The organism is Enterobacter sp. B79-1 (assembly GCF_057444735.1).
The window spans coordinates 928,904-944,553 of the sequence record NZ_JBYAZJ010000001.1 but is presented as its reverse complement, the minus strand read 5'-3'; the positions used below and the strand labels follow the sequence as shown (position 1 = coordinate 944,553).

At 55.6% G+C, this 15,650-nt stretch carries 15 protein-coding genes; 7 read left to right on the top strand and 8 right to left on the bottom strand.

Features of this window, described 5'->3' with window-relative positions; genetic code table 11:
- Nucleotides 1-12: 12 nt before the first annotated feature.
- On the bottom strand, nt 13-1,086 hold the full coding sequence (locus AC2T6E_RS04600) for an acyltransferase family protein (protein ID WP_486690704.1): 1,074 nt from the start codon (nt 1,084-1,086) through the stop codon (nt 13-15).
- 257 nt (nt 1,087-1,343) lie between these two features.
- On the opposite strand from AC2T6E_RS04600, the gene lolC reads away from it, so the two are divergent.
- The 5 genes from lolC to cobB are packed head-to-tail and all read left to right on the top strand — an operon-like array spanning nt 1,344 to nt 6,283.
- Entirely contained in the window at nt 1,344-2,543 is a 1,200-nt protein-coding gene (lolC, locus tag AC2T6E_RS04595; protein ID WP_089599895.1) for a lipoprotein-releasing ABC transporter permease subunit LolC, read from the top strand.
- Nucleotides 2,536-3,237, top strand: coding sequence for a lipoprotein-releasing ABC transporter ATP-binding protein LolD (lolD, locus tag AC2T6E_RS04590; RefSeq protein WP_010429765.1), 702 nt, complete (start codon nt 2,536-2,538; stop codon nt 3,235-3,237). The genes lolC and lolD overlap by 8 nt, the downstream gene beginning before the upstream one ends.
- A complete protein-coding gene (gene lolE, locus AC2T6E_RS04585) occupies nt 3,237-4,481 on the top strand; it encodes a lipoprotein-releasing ABC transporter permease subunit LolE (protein WP_486690701.1) in 1,245 nt (414 codons plus the stop codon). Before lolD ends, lolE begins: the two co-directional genes overlap by 1 nt.
- Before the next feature lie 54 nt (nt 4,482-4,535).
- Nucleotides 4,536-5,447, top strand: a complete 912-nt coding sequence (gene nagK, locus AC2T6E_RS04580; RefSeq protein ID WP_042718885.1) for an N-acetylglucosamine kinase — start codon at nt 4,536-4,538, stop codon at nt 5,445-5,447.
- 14 nt (nt 5,448-5,461) lie between these two features.
- Complete coding sequence (cobB, locus tag AC2T6E_RS04575) at nt 5,462-6,283, top strand: Sir2 family NAD+-dependent deacetylase (RefSeq protein WP_010429776.1); 822 nt, start codon at nt 5,462-5,464, stop codon at nt 6,281-6,283.
- A gap of 34 nt (nt 6,284-6,317) precedes the next feature.
- On the opposite strand, the gene potD is transcribed toward cobB, so the two are convergent.
- Genes potD through potA form a run of 4 tightly spaced genes read right to left on the bottom strand, consistent with a single transcriptional unit; the run spans nt 6,318 to nt 10,126 of the window.
- Nucleotides 6,318-7,352: a spermidine/putrescine ABC transporter substrate-binding protein PotD gene (gene potD / locus AC2T6E_RS04570; protein WP_100167025.1), complete on the bottom strand. Its 1,035-nt coding sequence runs from the start codon at nt 7,350-7,352 to the stop codon at nt 6,318-6,320.
- Nucleotides 7,349-8,140, bottom strand: coding sequence for a spermidine/putrescine ABC transporter permease PotC (gene potC / locus AC2T6E_RS04565; RefSeq protein WP_042718888.1), 792 nt, complete (start codon nt 8,138-8,140; stop codon nt 7,349-7,351). Before potC ends, potD begins: the two co-directional genes overlap by 4 nt.
- Nucleotides 8,137-8,994 (bottom strand): spermidine/putrescine ABC transporter permease PotB, encoded by an 858-nt coding sequence (potB, locus tag AC2T6E_RS04560; RefSeq protein WP_042718889.1) that lies wholly within the window; start codon nt 8,992-8,994, stop codon nt 8,137-8,139. Before potB ends, potC begins: the two co-directional genes overlap by 4 nt.
- A complete protein-coding gene (gene potA / locus AC2T6E_RS04555; RefSeq protein ID WP_182403477.1) occupies nt 8,978-10,126 on the bottom strand; it encodes a spermidine/putrescine ABC transporter ATP-binding protein PotA in 1,149 nt (382 codons plus the stop codon). The genes potB and potA overlap by 17 nt, the downstream gene beginning before the upstream one ends.
- A gap of 237 nt (nt 10,127-10,363) precedes the next feature.
- On the opposite strand from potA, the gene pepT reads away from it, so the two are divergent.
- Complete coding sequence (pepT, locus tag AC2T6E_RS04550) at nt 10,364-11,587, top strand: peptidase T (protein WP_486690697.1); 1,224 nt, start codon at nt 10,364-10,366, stop codon at nt 11,585-11,587.
- A 101-nt stretch (nt 11,588-11,688) separates the two neighbouring features.
- Nucleotides 11,689-12,180: an REP-associated tyrosine transposase gene (locus tag AC2T6E_RS04545; protein WP_265185701.1), complete on the top strand. Its 492-nt coding sequence runs from the start codon at nt 11,689-11,691 to the stop codon at nt 12,178-12,180.
- Nucleotides 12,181-12,265: 85 nt separating this feature from the next.
- Here AC2T6E_RS04545 and AC2T6E_RS04540 read toward each other — a convergent pair whose 3' ends face one another.
- From AC2T6E_RS04540 to phoP, 3 genes are all read right to left on the bottom strand, one after another.
- On the bottom strand, nt 12,266-13,387 hold the full coding sequence (locus AC2T6E_RS04540) for a ribosomal protein uL16 3-hydroxylase (RefSeq protein WP_010429795.1): 1,122 nt from the start codon (nt 13,385-13,387) through the stop codon (nt 12,266-12,268).
- Between the two features lie 91 nt (nt 13,388-13,478).
- The gene (phoQ, locus tag AC2T6E_RS04535; RefSeq protein WP_486690694.1) at nt 13,479-14,942 is read right to left on the bottom strand and encodes a two-component system sensor histidine kinase PhoQ; all 1,464 of its coding nucleotides are present in this window, start codon (nt 14,940-14,942) and stop codon (nt 13,479-13,481) included.
- The gene (gene phoP / locus AC2T6E_RS04530) at nt 14,942-15,613 is read right to left on the bottom strand and encodes a two-component system response regulator PhoP (RefSeq protein WP_010429800.1); all 672 of its coding nucleotides are present in this window, start codon (nt 15,611-15,613) and stop codon (nt 14,942-14,944) included. Before phoP ends, phoQ begins: the two co-directional genes overlap by 1 nt.
- Nucleotides 15,614-15,650 lie beyond the last annotated feature (37 nt).

Sequence of the window (15,650 nt, the reverse complement as noted above, 5' to 3'; positions counted from 1 at the left end):
GCGGAGAGGGCATCAACGGGTGGCGGTTGATGGGGAGAGCGTAGCGGGTGGGGAGAAAAAGAGATCGCCAAAGAGAGAGGTGGAAATCTTGCGTATGCCAAGCCCTACAAGGGTGCAGACCAGCAGGCTGGCGAACGGATAGACCAGAATCAGCGTTAACTCGGCCCAGACCGGCCAGTACGCGGCATTCATTTCACCAATCAGGCACAGGCTAAAAGCCTCTATCAAAATGCGATGCGTGGTGTAAATCGCAATGGTATTAGAACCCACCACATTCAGTAGGTTGCCGGGATGGACGGCATAACGTTGCTCAACGCTGTAGAAAAGCTTCATGATCAGTACAATCGACAGCAATGAGAGCGGGAGAGGGACGTTTGCAAACCACAGGACTACGGATACCGCTCCGAACGCGACCAGCGCCAGCCAGACGCGACCTATTTCCAGCCCCTTCATCCAGGCCATAAGCTGGGCACCGTACCACGCGCCCAGGCTGTAGTAGATCATATTACGCACGACGCTGTTCATTCCCCACCACGGCAGCGGCAGGAAGTTAATGGCAACGCTCGCCAGCGCCAGCAGGCCCAGAACAGGTAGCTTCCAGCGGCTCAGCAGTTTGCACAGGGTGAAATAGACCACCAGGGCATACAGATACCACAGGCTGGTGCTGGCAGTGAGCATACCCAGAATAAAGCCCGAGACAGAATCAGCGTAGGCCGCATTCGAGGAGGTTGCCAGTTCACGTTCCGGTGCGAGCCAGGCATTGAGGTGGGTCAGCGCCTGCCACTGCAGTATTCCCCATAGCGCCAGCACCCAGACGATGCTCCAGATGCGCTTGTCGAGGCTGGTGCGCCAGTCCACTTCATCAATGTATCGGCGGATCAGAAAGCCGGAGATAAAGAAGAACACCGGCATGCGGAACGGTGCGAGATACAGGTTAAAATAGACCCAGCATTTGGCGAGAAGCCCTGACAGCGGATGCTGCAGCCCGCTGAGATGAGGATAAAAGGTGATGACCGAGTGGTAAATCACCACCAGGCAGATGCACAACCCCTTTATCTGATTAATCCATAATGCTTTTTGTTTCATCGGTAACCAATACCTGTTTTGCCATAAACGAACGGGCAATTGTTCTAAAACGACAGCGCGATGTAACGGGTAACTGTCTGTATCGGGACGTTTTTCGGAAAAGGTGGAGGGTGTGCAGAGAAGAAACCGAAAGTACCACCCTGATTTATCTGAGTTTTTCGGAAAAATGATTACCAAAGCTTACGGTTTCAGTCATTTACGCTTAACGGATTCGCTTATATACTCGTGGGTCTGCTATCAGCAAACAGACGGATTTCATGTATCAACCTGTCGCACTCTTCATAGGCTTACGTTACATGCGTGGGCGCGCCGCGGACCGCTTCGGTCGTTTTGTCTCCTGGCTTTCGACTATTGGCATTACGCTTGGCGTGATGGCACTGGTGACGGTGCTTTCCGTCATGAATGGCTTTGAGCGTGAGCTGCAAAACAATATCCTGGGGCTGATGCCGCAGGCCGTTCTCTCCTCAACCAACGGTTCCGTGAACCCGCAACAGCTGCCGGAAAGCGCAGCGAAGTTACAGGGTGTCACGCGCGTTGCGCCATTAACCACCGGCGATGTCGTGTTGCAAAGCGCCCGCAGCGTGGCGGTCGGCGTCATGCTGGGGATTGATCCTGCCCAAAACGATCCGTTGACGCCGTATCTGGTTAACGTGAAGCAATCCGATCTGCAGCCCGGTAAATACAATGTCATCCTCGGCGAACAGCTTGCCGGACAGCTCGGCGTCAACCGTGGTGACCAGCTGCGCGTGATGGTGCCGTCTGCCAGCCAGTTTACACCTATGGGGCGCCTGCCAAGCCAGCGCCTGTTCAACGTGATAGGTACCTTTGCCGCCAACAGCGAAGTCGACGGCTATCAGATGCTGGTGAACATCCAGGATGCGTCGCGCCTGATGCGCTACCCGGCGGGAAACATTACCGGCTGGCGCCTGTGGCTCGATCAGCCGCTCAAGGTCGATACCCTCAGCCAGCAAACGCTGCCGGAAGGTACCAAATGGCAGGACTGGCGTGACCGTAAAGGCGAACTGTTCCAGGCCGTTCGCATGGAAAAAAACATGATGGGGCTGCTGCTGAGCCTGATCGTCGCCGTGGCGGCATTTAACATCATCACCTCGCTGGGCCTGATGGTGATGGAGAAGCAGGGCGAAGTCGCCATTCTGCAAACCCAGGGGCTCACGCCGCGCCAGATTATGGCGGTCTTTATGGTTCAGGGGGCAAGCGCAGGCATCATCGGTGCGCTGCTCGGTGCCGTGCTGGGCGCGCTGCTTGCCAGCCAGCTGAATAACTTAATGCCGATCATCGGCGCGCTGCTTGATGGTGCGGCGCTGCCGGTGGCTATCGAGCCGCTGCAGGTGGTCGGGATTGCGCTGGCCGCGATGGCCATTGCGCTGCTTTCTACGCTTTATCCTTCCTGGCGCGCTGCCGCCACTCAACCCGCTGAGGCTTTACGTTATGAATAAGATCCTGTTGCAATGCGACAACCTGTCCAAACGCTATCAGGAAGGCACTGTGCAGACCGACGTGCTGCACAATGTGAGCTTTAGCGTGGGTGAAGGCGAGATGATGGCGATTGTCGGCAGCTCCGGCTCAGGCAAAAGTACGCTGCTGCATCTGCTGGGCGGGCTGGATACGCCAACTGAAGGTGACGTGATCTTCTCCGGCCAGCCGATGAGCAAGATGTCCTCCGCGGCGAAGGCCGAGCTGCGTAACCGCGAGCTGGGCTTTATCTACCAGTTCCACCACCTGCTGCCGGACTTCACGGCGCTGGAAAACGTGGCGATGCCGCTGCTGATTGGCAAAAAGAAACCGGCAGAAATTAACGCCCGCGCCAGCGACATGCTGAAAGCGGTAGGGCTGGGCCATCGCGGGAACCACCGTCCCTCAGAGCTTTCCGGTGGCGAGCGCCAGCGCGTGGCGATTGCCCGTGCGCTGGTGAACAATCCGCGTCTGGTACTGGCGGATGAACCTACCGGTAACCTGGATGCGCGCAATGCGGACAGTATTTTCCAGCTTCTGGGCGAGCTGAACGCCTCGCAGGGCACCGCGTTTCTGGTGGTGACCCACGATCTGCAGCTGGCAAAACGCATGGGTCGCCAGCTTGAGATGCGCGACGGCCATCTGAACGCGGAACTGACCCTGATGGGAGCAGAGTAATGGCGTCACCGTTATCGCTACTCATCGGTTTACGTTTTAGTCGTGGTCGCCGTCGCGGCGGCATGGTGTCGCTCATCTCCGTGATCTCCACCGTGGGTATCGCGCTCGGTGTGGCGGTATTGATCGTGGGCTTAAGCGCCATGAACGGCTTTGAGCGCGAGCTAAACAACCGCATTCTTGCGGTGGTGCCGCACGGGGAGATCGAGCCGGTTAACCAGCCGTGGACGAACTGGAGCGATGCGCTCACAAAAGTCGAAAAAGTGCCGGGCATTGCCGCGGTCGCGCCCTACATCAACTTTACCGGGCTGGTGGAGAGCGGGGTAAACCTGCGCGCCATTCAGGTGAAAGGTGTCAACCCTGCCCAGGAGGAGCGTCTCAGCGCGCTGCCGCAATTTGTGCAGAACGGCGCGTGGGCCAACTTTAAGGCTGGCGAGCAGCAGATCATCATGGGCAAAGGTGTTGCCGATGCGCTGAAGGTGAAGCAGGGCGACTGGGTATCGATCATGATCCCGAACGCCAGCGCCGACCACAAACTGCAGCAGCCTAAGCGCGTGCGACTGCACGTTGCCGGCATTCTTCAGCTGAGCGGGCAGCTCGATCACAGCTTCGCCATGGTGCCGATGGAAGACGCGCGCCAGTATCTCGACATGGGCGACAGCGTGACGGGCATTGCCATTAAGGTGAACGACGTCTTTAACGCCAACAAACTTGTGCGTGATGCGGGCAGCGTGACCAATAACTATGTCTACATCAAAAGCTGGATCGGCACTTACGGGTATATGTACCGTGATATCCAGATGATCCGCGCCATTATGTATCTGGCGATGGTGCTGGTGATTGGTGTAGCGTGCTTTAATATCGTCTCGACGCTGGTGATGGCGGTCAAGGATAAGAGCGGAGACATCGCCGTGCTTCGTACCCTCGGGGCGAAAGACGGCCTTATTCGCGCCATCTTCGTCTGGTACGGTTTACTGGCGGGCCTGTTCGGCAGCCTGTGCGGCGTGGTGATTGGCGTGGTGGTTTCCCTGCAGCTGACCCCAATCATCAACGGGATTGAAAAGCTGATTGGCCACCAGTTCCTGTCGGGTGATATCTATTTTATTGACTTCCTGCCGTCTGAACTGCACTGGCTGGATGTTTTTTATGTGCTGGTTACAGCACTTTTACTGAGTCTGCTGGCAAGCTGGTATCCGGCGCGTCGCGCAAGCCGAATTGATCCGGCGAGGGTACTAAGTGGCCAGTAATTTCGTCATGGTTTAGCGGTCTTTAGGCCGCTGGATCAAGCAGAGGAATGCATCATGTATTACGGATTTGATATTGGCGGCACTAAGATTGCGCTCGGCGTGTTTGATAAAGACCTCAAACTGCAGTGGGAAACCCGCGTTCCCACGCCGCGCGAAAGCTACGACGAATTTTTAACCGCCATTGCCGCACTGGTGGCGCAAGCCGATGAACGCTTTGGCGTGAAAGGCAGCGTCGGCATCGGCATTCCGGGCATGCCGGAAACCGACGATGGTACGCTGTATGCCGCCAACGTGCCTGCCGCCAGCGGCAAACCGCTGCGCGCCGATCTCTCTGCCCTCCTTGAACGCGATGTGCGTTTAGATAACGATGCCAACTGTTTTGCCCTCTCCGAAGCCTGGGACGATGAGTTTCGCCAGTACCCACTGGTGATGGGGCTGATCCTCGGTACGGGCGTTGGAGGTGGGATTGTTATTAATGGCAAACCGATTACCGGGCGCAGCTACATCACCGGCGAGTTCGGTCACATTCGTCTGCCGGTGGACGCGCTGGAGGTCGTTGGGCGTGATTTTCCGCTCACCCGCTGCGGCTGTGGCCAGCATGGCTGTATTGAGAACACCCTCTCCGGTCGCGGGTTTGCATGGCTTTACGAACACTTCTATCATCAGAAACTTGAAGCCCCCCAAATCATTACCCTGTGGGAGCAAGGGGATGCGCAGGCGCGTGAGCACGTCGAGCGCTATCTTGATCTGCTGGCGGTGTGTCTGGGAAATATTCTCACCATCGTCGACCCGGATCTGCTGGTGATTGGGGGAGGGCTATCAAACTTTACTGCGATTACGGAACAGCTGTCCGGGCGTTTGCCCCGACATTTATTGCCGGTCGCCCGCGTGCCGCGTATTGAACGCGCGCGACACGGGGACGCGGGAGGCATGCGCGGTGCCGCATTCCTTCATCTCACCGATTAGTCTACGAGGTTTCTATGCTGTCGCGTCGCCAGGGTCGACTCAGCCGTTTTCGCAAAAACAAACGCCGCTTGCGTGAGCGCTTGCGCCAGCGGATCTTTTTCAGAGACAGAATGATGCCAGAAGCGATGGATAAACCCAGAGTGGTGGTGCTGACCGGCGCGGGGATCTCCGCCGAGTCAGGAATTCGAACCTTCCGCGCGGCGGACGGGCTGTGGGAAGAGCACCGTGTCGAGGACGTGGCGACGCCGGAAGGTTTCGCCCGCGATCCGGACCTGGTGCAGGCGTTTTATAACGCCCGTCGTCGTCAGCTTCAGCAGCCTGAGATTGCACCGAATGCGGCGCATCTGGCGCTGGCTAAGCTGGAAGAGGCGCTGGGGGATCGTTTTCTGCTGGTGACGCAGAATATCGATAACCTGCACGAGCGGGCGGGTAACAAGAATATCATCCACATGCACGGCGAGCTGCTCAAGGTTCGCTGCGCCTGGAGCGGTCAGGTGCTGGACTGGAAAGAGGACGTGCTTCCGGAAGACAAATGCCATTGCTGTCAGTTTCCTGCGCGTTTACGCCCGCACGTGGTCTGGTTCGGGGAGATGCCGCTGGGCATGGATGAGATCTACAGCGCGCTGGCGATGGCGGACGTTTTCATTGCCATCGGCACGTCCGGGCACGTCTATCCGGCGGCGGGATTTGTTCACGAGGCTAAACTCCAGGGCGCGCATACGGTAGAGCTTAATCTGGAGCCGAGTCAGGTGGGCAGTGAGTTTGAAGAGAAACACTATGGCCTGGCAAGTGAGGTGGTGCCCGCTTTTGTGGATAAACTCCTGAAGGGGCTGTAGTTGTGACGGGCGACATCGCGTCGCCCGTCATATCTCAACGACCTGCTTTTAACTTCTGATAATACTCTTCATAAAGACGGCTCGCGTCACCCACGTCGTTCTGCCATTCGCCTTTGCTGACGGTATCAGCATCAGGGTACAGCGATTTATCATTCGCGACTTCAGGGCTTAACAGCTTGCGTGCAGCCAGATTTGGCGTCGGGTAGCCGATGGTTTCAGCCACCTGTTTCGCCACGTCGGGGCGCAGCAGGAAGTTAATCAGCTTCAGCGCGCCGTCCACGTTTTTCGCGTTGGCCGGAATCGACAGGCTATCCATCCAGAAGATCCCGCCTTCTTTCGGCCAGACGACCTCCAGCGGCGTACCGGCCTGGCGGGCAACATACGCTGAGCCGTTCCACACCATCCCCAGATTCACTTCGCCTTCCATATACGGGTTTGCCGGGTTATCAGAGTTGAATGCCGCCACGTTAGGCATCAGCTTTTTCAGCTCGTTGTAGGCCGCTTCGATCTCTTTCGGATCGGTAGTGTTACCGGAATAGCCGAGTTTACGCAGCGCTATCTGGAACACCTCACGCGCATCGTCGGTTAACAGCAGGCTACCTTTGTATTCCGGTTTCCACAGATCGGCCCAGCCTGTAACCGTTTTCGGATCGATGGCATCGCTGTTCACGCCAATCGCTGTCGCACCCCAGATGTAAGGAATCGAGTAGTCGTTATTGGGATCGAACGGTTTGTTAAGCATCTCCGGATCGAGGTTTGAAAAATGGGTTAGCTTCGTTTTATCGATCTTCTGGATCATCCCCTCTTTGCGCATTTTGTCGACAAAGTAGGTTGAAGGCACGACCAGATCGTACGCGCCGTCTTTGTAGGTTTTCAGCTTGGCGTACATGGTTTCATTCGACTCATAGGTCGAGTAGATAACCTTGATGCCCGTCTCTTTGGTGAACTGTTCCAGTAGTCCTGGCGGCACGTATTCGGTCCAGTTGTAGAAGTAGAGCGTTTTGCTGTCATCAGCGTGCGCGGCACCCATGCCAAGCACCAGTGCCGCAGCGGCGAGCATTTTTTTCATTTCATTGTCCCCTGAGATTTTGTTTTATCACGAGCAATAACCTGGCTGGCGATCACCAGAACCAGCGACAACACCAGCAGAATGGTCGCCAGCGCGTTCACCTCAGGTGAGACGCCGACTTTCACCATTGAATAGATCTTCAACGGCAGAATTTCATAGCTCGGCCCGGTCACGAAGGAGGAGACCACCACGTCATCCATCGACAAAGTAAAGCTGAGCAGCCATCCGGCCGCCACGGCAGGCATTGCCAGCGGCAGGATGATTTTACGCAGGATGGTCATCTCGCTGGCGCCCAGATCTTTCGCCGCCTCCAGCATACGCACGTCGAACCCTTTAAGACGCGCAAAGACGGTCACCACCACAAACGGCAGGCAGAAGGTGATATGCGAGAACAGCAGCGACCAGAAGCCAAGCTGTACACCCAGCAGCATAAACAGCACCAGCAGCGAAATGGCCATGACGATATCCGGCGACATCATCACTACAAACAGCATGCCGCTGACGAACGGTTTGCCGCGAAAGCGGTAGCGGTACAGCGCGACGGCGGTGAGGGAGCCAATCAGCGTCGCGAAGGTGGCAGAGACGATCGCCATCGTCAGCGAGTGCTGAGCGGCCTGCAGCAGGCTGTCGTTGTTCATCAACAGGCTGTACCAGTTGGTGGTAAAGCCCTGCCAGTTAATCCCGAACCGCGAGCTGTTGAATGAGTTCACGATCAAAATTACGATCGGGATATAGAGCCAGGCATAAATGGCGGTCATAAAACCGCCGCGAAGCAGTCGACCGATCATTCGAGCTCCACCTTTTTATTCAGCAGGCGCGAGGCGCGCCAGTAGACCAGCAGCATCAGGCCCATCACCACCGTCAGCGTAATGCTGGTGGCCGAGCCGAACGGCCAGTCGCGGATGTTGAGGAATTGACTCTTGATCACGTTACCGATCAGCAGGTTTTTCGCACCGCCCATCAGATCCGACACATAGAACAAGCCCATCGCCGGGAGCATCACCAGCAGACAGCCTGCAATAATACCGGGCATCGTCAGCGGAATAATGATGCGGATAAAGGTCTGCAGCTTACTGGCACCCAGATCTCTTGCCGCTTCCAGCAGCGGTTTATCCAGCTTCTCGATGCTGGAGTAGAGCGGCATCACCATAAACGGCAGCAGGATATAAACCAGGCCGACAATCACCGCGCTCGGCGTGAACATAATACGGATTGGCGTATCAATCACCCCCAGCCACAGCAGAAACTCGTTGAGATAGCCTTTCGTGCTCAGGAAGATTTTCAGCCCGTAGATGCGGATTAACGAGTTGGTCCAGAAGGGAACAATCAGTAAAAACAGCAGCAGGGGGCGTACCTTTTGCGGCAGGCCCGCGAGGAACCATGCGAAAGGATAACCCAGCACCAGACAGGCGAGGGTGGCAATCAGCGCCATATTGAGCGAGTGCAGCAGCACGTCAAAATAGAGCGGATCGAGCAGGCGCGCGTAGTTGTCCAGCGTAAAGACCAGCGAAACGAAGTTAGCGTCGTCGCGGGTCAGGAAGCTGGTCGCAACGATCATCAGGTTGGGTAAAAAGACAAACAGCACAAGCCAACCGACGATCGTGGCGATCACCACATTCTGGAATTTACTTGTGTTCTTCATCAGCCAGCACAACCTCCCAGCTTTCTACCCAGTTGATAACCATTTTCTGGTCGAGAGAGTGGTCGAAGTCAGGGTCATCCTCGTTAAAGAACTCGCTGACCATCACCATCTTGCCGTTTTCCAGCTCAACAACGGACTCCAGCGTCATCCCTTTGTAGTTGCGCTCGCGGATATAGCCGATTAACCCTTCGGCCTCGGTATTGCCATGAATTTCCTCGACGCGCAGATCTTCCGGGCGCAGCAGGACGTTAAGCTTTTGTCCCTTTTCAACGGGGAAATTCACCGCGATAGTGCACTCACGGCCTTCAACGCTGGCGCGCACGCGCTGGTCGTCCAGGCGTTCAATCACCGTGGCGTCGAAGATATTGATCTCACCTATGAAGCTGGCGACAAACAGATTCTTCGGCTCTTCGTAGATTTCGCGCGGCGTTCCATCCTGCTCGATTTTTCCGTCACGCATCACCACGATGCGGTCGGACATGGTCAGGGCTTCTTCCTGGTCGTGGGTCACAAAAACAAAGGTAATGCCCAGCTTACGCTGTAAGGCTTTCAATTCGTTCTGCATCTGCTTGCGCAGCTTGTAATCCAGCGCGGAGAGGGATTCATCCAGCAGGAGCAGACGCGGCTTGTTGACCACGGCGCGAGCGATGGCCACGCGCTGCTGCTGGCCACCGGAAAGTTGATGGGGTTTACGCTGGGCAAACTCTTCCAGTTGCACCATCCGCAGGGCTTCGGTGACGCGCGGTGGGATCTCGGCGGCAGGTGTTTTTTGCATCCGCAGACCAAACGCGACGTTCTCAAACACGGTCATGTGCGGGAACAGGGCGTAGCTCTGAAAGACGGTGTTGACGTGTCTGTCTTCTGCGGGAACCTGGGTAATATCCTGGTTCTCAAGATGGATATGGCCGTTATCAACGCTTTCAAGCCCGGCGATAAGGCGCAGTACGGTGGTTTTGCCGCAGCCAGAGGGGCCAAGCAGCGTCAGAAACTCACCGTCGTTGATGGTGAGCGTGAGGTCGGAAATAACGTCTTTACCATCAAAGTTTTTACGAATTCGTTCCAGTTGCACCAGCGGTGAACGTGAACGGGATTGTGTATTCAATTTTTGCGCTGTCCCATATAGACGCCTCAGGCAGCAGACCGAAGCGGGGTTTGTGTGTAACCACCTTGGTGACTCGTAATGAGGGCGGACATTCTACGGCAATCCCCTGCAATCGCCAATCCTTGTCACTGATTCATAAGCTACATTTATTAACGCATAACGATATAAACGGAAAATATTCTCGTTTGCGGGATAAAAGTGACCTGACGCAATATTTGCGTTTTGATGCTTATTGATAATGTTGTCACAAAAAGTGAGGGTGACTGCATGGATAAATTACTTGAGCGTTTTTTACAGTACGTTTCGCTGGATACCCAATCTAAACCGGGTGTTCGCCAGGTGCCGAGCACCGAAGGCCAGTGGAAGTTATTAAACCTGCTTAAAGAGCAGCTTGACGCCATGGGGCTGGTCAACGTCACGTTAAGCGAGAAAGGCACTGTGATGGGAACGCTGCCTGCCAATGTCGACGGGGAAATCCCGGCGATTGGCTTTATCTCCCATGTCGACACCTCTCCGGATTTTAGCGGTAAACATGTGAACCCGCAGATTGTTGAAAACTACCGCGGCGGCGATATCGCGCTGGGTATTGGCGATGAAGTGCTCTCGCCGGTGATGTTCCCGGTTTTGCATCAGCTGCTGGGCCAGACGCTGATCACCACTGACGGCAAAACGCTGCTGGGGGCGGATGACAAGGCGGGCATTGCGGAGATCATGACGGCGTTGGCGGTGCTGAAAGGCAAAAATATCCCGCACGGTGATATCCGCGTGGCCTTTACGCCAGATGAAGAGGTGGGCAAGGGCGCAAAACATTTCGACGTCGAGGCCTTCAATGCGAAGTGGGCCTATACCGTTGACGGCGGCGGCGTCGGTGAACTCGAGTATGAGAATTTTAACGCCGCGTCGGTGACGATCAAGATTGTGGGGAACAACGTTCACCCAGGCTCCGCGAAAGGTGTGATGGTGAATGCGCTGTCGCTGGCGTCGCGTATTCATGCTGAGGTTCCGGCGGAAGAGAGCCCTGAAATGACGGAGGGGTATGAAGGTTTCTATCACCTGACCAGCATCAAAGGCGCCGTGGACAGCGCGCAGATGCACTACATCGTTCGCGATTTCGACCGCAAGGCCTTTGAGGCGCGCAAGCGTAAGATGATGGAGATCGCCAAGAAGGTGGGGAAAGGGTTACACCCTGATTGCTATATTGAGCTGATCATAGAAGACAGCTATTACAATATGCGTGAGAAGGTGATGGAGCATCCTCATATCCTCGACATCGCTCAGCAGGCCATGCGCGACTGTGACATTGAACCGCAGCTGAAGCCGATTCGCGGTGGTACTGATGGCTCGCAATTGTCGTTTATGGGATTACCTTGCCCGAACCTGTTTACCGGCGGGTATAACTACCACGGCAAGCATGAGTTTGTGACGCTGGAAGGAATGGAAAAAGCGGTGAAGGTGATTGTGCGGATAGCTGAACTGACGGCAAAACGCTGAGAAAACGCCCGGTGGCGCTTCGCTTACCGGACCTACGGTATCACGCTTTTGTAGGCCGGGTAAGGCGAAGCCGCCACCCGGCTTTTAGGCAAGGAACGCCAATGTCAAACTATCGTCGTCATTACGTCCCTGGCGGTACCTGGTTTTTCACCGTTAACCTTCAAAACCGCCAAAGCGATTTGCTTACCCGTCACATTGATAGCCTGCGTGCTGCCACCTCTATGGTTAAACGCGCGAAGCCCTTTACCATAAACGCCTGGGTTATCCTTCCCGAACATATGCACTGTATCTGGACCTTACCGGAAGGCGACAGCGACTTTTCGGCCCGCTGGCGGGATATTAAAAAAACGTTTAGCCTCAACATCGACATGCGCCACATATGGCAGCCGCGTTTCTGGGAGCATACCATTCGCAATGAACAGGATTACCGGCGGCATGTGGATTACGTCTATATCAATCCGCTAAAGCATGGCTACGTCAGTAAGGTTCGCGACTGGCCGTATTCAACGTTTCATCGGGACGTACGGGAAGGGTTATATCCAGAGGATTGGGCCGGAGAGATCGAGGATTTTGCGGCAGGTGAGCGGAAGTAAAAAGCCGGGTGGCGGCTACGCCTTACCCGGCCTACATTCGGATCGTAGGCCCGGTAAGCGAAGCGCCACCGGGCATTACAGCGACTTAGTCCTCAAAGAACCAATACCCACTGTTCACCAGCGCGGCCAGCATCGCGAGGAATGACGGGTCTTCCAGCGCGTCGCCAAACGTTTCGGCGTGCAACACCTGATGGCTGGCGATGGCTTCCAGCGCCGGACGGTGCGGAGAGTCCAGCTTTTCGCCGTTCACGAAGACATCTTCACCAATGCGCAGCACGCGTAACCCGCCGAGGCGAACCAGCTTGTCACCCTGTTGCAGGGCATCATAAATCTCATCGGCCTGATACGGTGGCTCCGGTGGCGCAACGTCCAGCTCGTGGCGTGACTGGCTGACAAACTCACCAAACCACTGTTTGAAATGTTCCGGCTCGTTGATCAAATCCAGCATCATGCCGCGCAGCTTATCAAGCTCTTCCGGCAGGATGTCAGCAGGGTGTTCACGCGATGGCACGTCCGGGTCGCTGTAGCGGTAGCTGCCCAGCTCGCGCTGCAGAACATAGTCAGCGAAGCCGCTGATCATTTCGCGACCGCTTGGCGCGCGGAACCCCACGGAGTAGTTGAGCGAGTTTTCCAGGGAGTAACCTTCGTGCGGGAATCCCGGCGGAATGTAGAGAATATCACCCGGCTCCAGCTCTTCGTCGATGATCCCTTCAAACGGGTCAACCTGAAGCAGGTCCGGATGCGGGCAGTGCTGTTTCATCGGCACTTTGTCACCCACGCGCCAGCGACGGCGGCCGGTACCCTGAATGATAAACACGTCGTACTGATCCAGATGCGGGCCAACGCCGCCACCGGGAACGGAGAAGGAGATCATCAGATCGTCCATTCGCCAGTCGGGCAGGGCGCGGAACGGACGCATTAAGGCGGCGGTAGGCTCATGCCAGTTGTTGACCGCCTGCACCAGTAAAGACCAGTTATTTTCGCCCAGGTGATCGTAACTTTCGAAAGGACCGTGGCTGACCTGCCATTTTCCGTCCTGGTGGCTCACCAGGCGGCTGTCGACTTCATTTTCCATGGCCAGGCCGGCCAGCTCGTCAGGGGAGATAGGGTCGACAAAATTGCTGAACCCGCGTTTGAGAACCACCGGGCGTTTTTGCCAGTAGCGCTCGATAAACTCGGGCCAGTTAAGTGCTAAGTGATATTCCATATTTTTTTATTCCGCAGGCTCTTATTGAGTCGGATTATAACGGAAGCTCAGGAGCCTGAGTGCGAGATCCGCGCATTTTTCACATAACGGGTCAAGTATCGTTCGATGTGGGATGCTGGCGGCCAAAAATAGCCTCCATTCGCGCACCGCCCAGCAGGCTTTCACCCGTTTCAATTATGCCATCGTACTGATCGACAATCTCCCGGGCGACGGCTAACCCCACTCCCTGACCCGGGCGCAGCGTATCGGCGCGTTGACCACGATCAAACACCACTTCACGTTTATTGCGTGGAATGCCGGGCCCATCGTCTTCAACGATGATGTGCAGCTCCTTATCCGTCTGACGCGCGGACACTTCCACAAACTCCAGGCAGTATTTACAGGCGTTATCGAGCAGGTTACCCATCACTTCCATGAAATCATTTTTCTCGCCCACGAAGCTGATTTCCGGCGAGATATCGAGGCTGATGTTCACCCCTTTACGCTGATACACCTTGTTCAGCGCGGAAGTGAGGTTGTCCAGTAAAGGCGCCACCGGATGCAGCTCGCGGCTCAATAACGCACTTCCTGAACGCATGCTGGCGCGATGGAGATAATAGCCAATTTGCTGCGAGATGCGACTGATCTGCTCAAGCATCACAGGCTCTGCATCATCAACGCTGAGCGTTGAGCTACGCATGGAACGCAGCGTGCTCTGCATGACCGCCAGCGGCGTCTTAAGGCTGTGCGTCAGGTCGGTGAGCGTGGTGCGGTATTTATCATAGCGTTCGCGCTCGCTTTTCAGCAGGCGGTTAAGATTACGTACCAGGCTGGTGAGTTCGCGCGTGGTGTCCGGGTTGAGCTTTTCACGATGATGTTCTTCCAGCTCGCGAACCTCTTTGGCCAGTGATTCTATCGGACGCAAACTCCACCATGCTGCGACCCACAGCAGAGGGATAACCAGCAGTAGATTGGCGGCCAGAACATACACGAACCAACTCCAGACCCTGTAAGAACGTTTAAGCTCAACCGGAATGGTGTCGATCACCACGATGGTCAGTTGCGGCATGTTCATGGTAGCGGGATAGAGATTAATGGCGACGGAGTGGGTCATCTCCGTGTCGTCGTCATCCTCGCGTATCTCATTCAGCTTTTGCTGAAGGGCGCGATCGTCATGCAGCAATGCGCTGGTTGAATTGAGATCGGCCTCAATCTCATGAAAACCATTCGTCCTGAGCCATTCCGGGCGAATGCGTTTTTTCAACCAGGGGACGTCGCGCTGAGCCCACAGCAGTTTGCCTTTTTCATCATAAATTAACGCCAGCGTTGGGCTTTGCTGATTGAGGTGCTCAGGCATATCCACGGTAATGTGGTTATCTTCCCACTTCGCCAGGGTATAAAACAGGTTACTTTCGCCGCGTAACAGACGGAAGGTTGTTTTATCGAAGCTCACGCTATACCCGACCAGCGCCACTAACCCATAGGAAAGAGAAAGCACCAGCACCACGGCAGCGGTTGCCAGCAGAAAGCGAACCCGCAGCGAAAGGGGCAGAAAGTGTCGTGAAATCCCTTTCATTAGCGTAATTCGAACAGGTAACCCTGACCACGAACCGTGGTGATCACGTCCTGCGGGTATTGCGCCTGAATTTTTTTGCGCAAACGTCCCATCAGCACGTCAATGGTGTGGCTCTCCCGTAGCTCGGCATCCGGGTAAAGCTGGAGCATTAAGGAATCCTTGCTCACCACTTTGCCGTTATTACGGATAAGCGTCTCCATGATGGTGTACTCGAACGCCGTCAGCTTGACCACTTCATTATTAATAGAAAATTCGCGGCGGGAAAGATCAACCTGAAATGGCGGAAGGGAGATAACCTGCGAAGCATGACCGCTGTTGCGACGTAACAGCGCCTGCATGCGCGCAGCGACTTCTTCGATATGAAACGGCTTCGTCACGTAGTCGTCCGCACCCGCGCTGAGCACTTCCACTTTATCCTGCCAGCCTTCACGGGCGGTCAGGACCAGCACCGGCAGAGAGACGTCATGGCTGCGCCAGCGACGGATCAGCGAGAGACCGTCTTCATCCGGCAAGCCTAAATCGACAATGGCGATATCCGGCAGGTGTTCATTGAGATAATAATCGGCTTCTTTTGCATCTTCAGCATCGTCCACCTGATGTCCCATCTCCTGAAGCTGAACTTTCAGGTGATGACGTAGCAATGCGTTATCCTCAACAACCAGTACGCGCATCATCTCTTCTCCCTAAATAATTGGTATGAATAGTTTA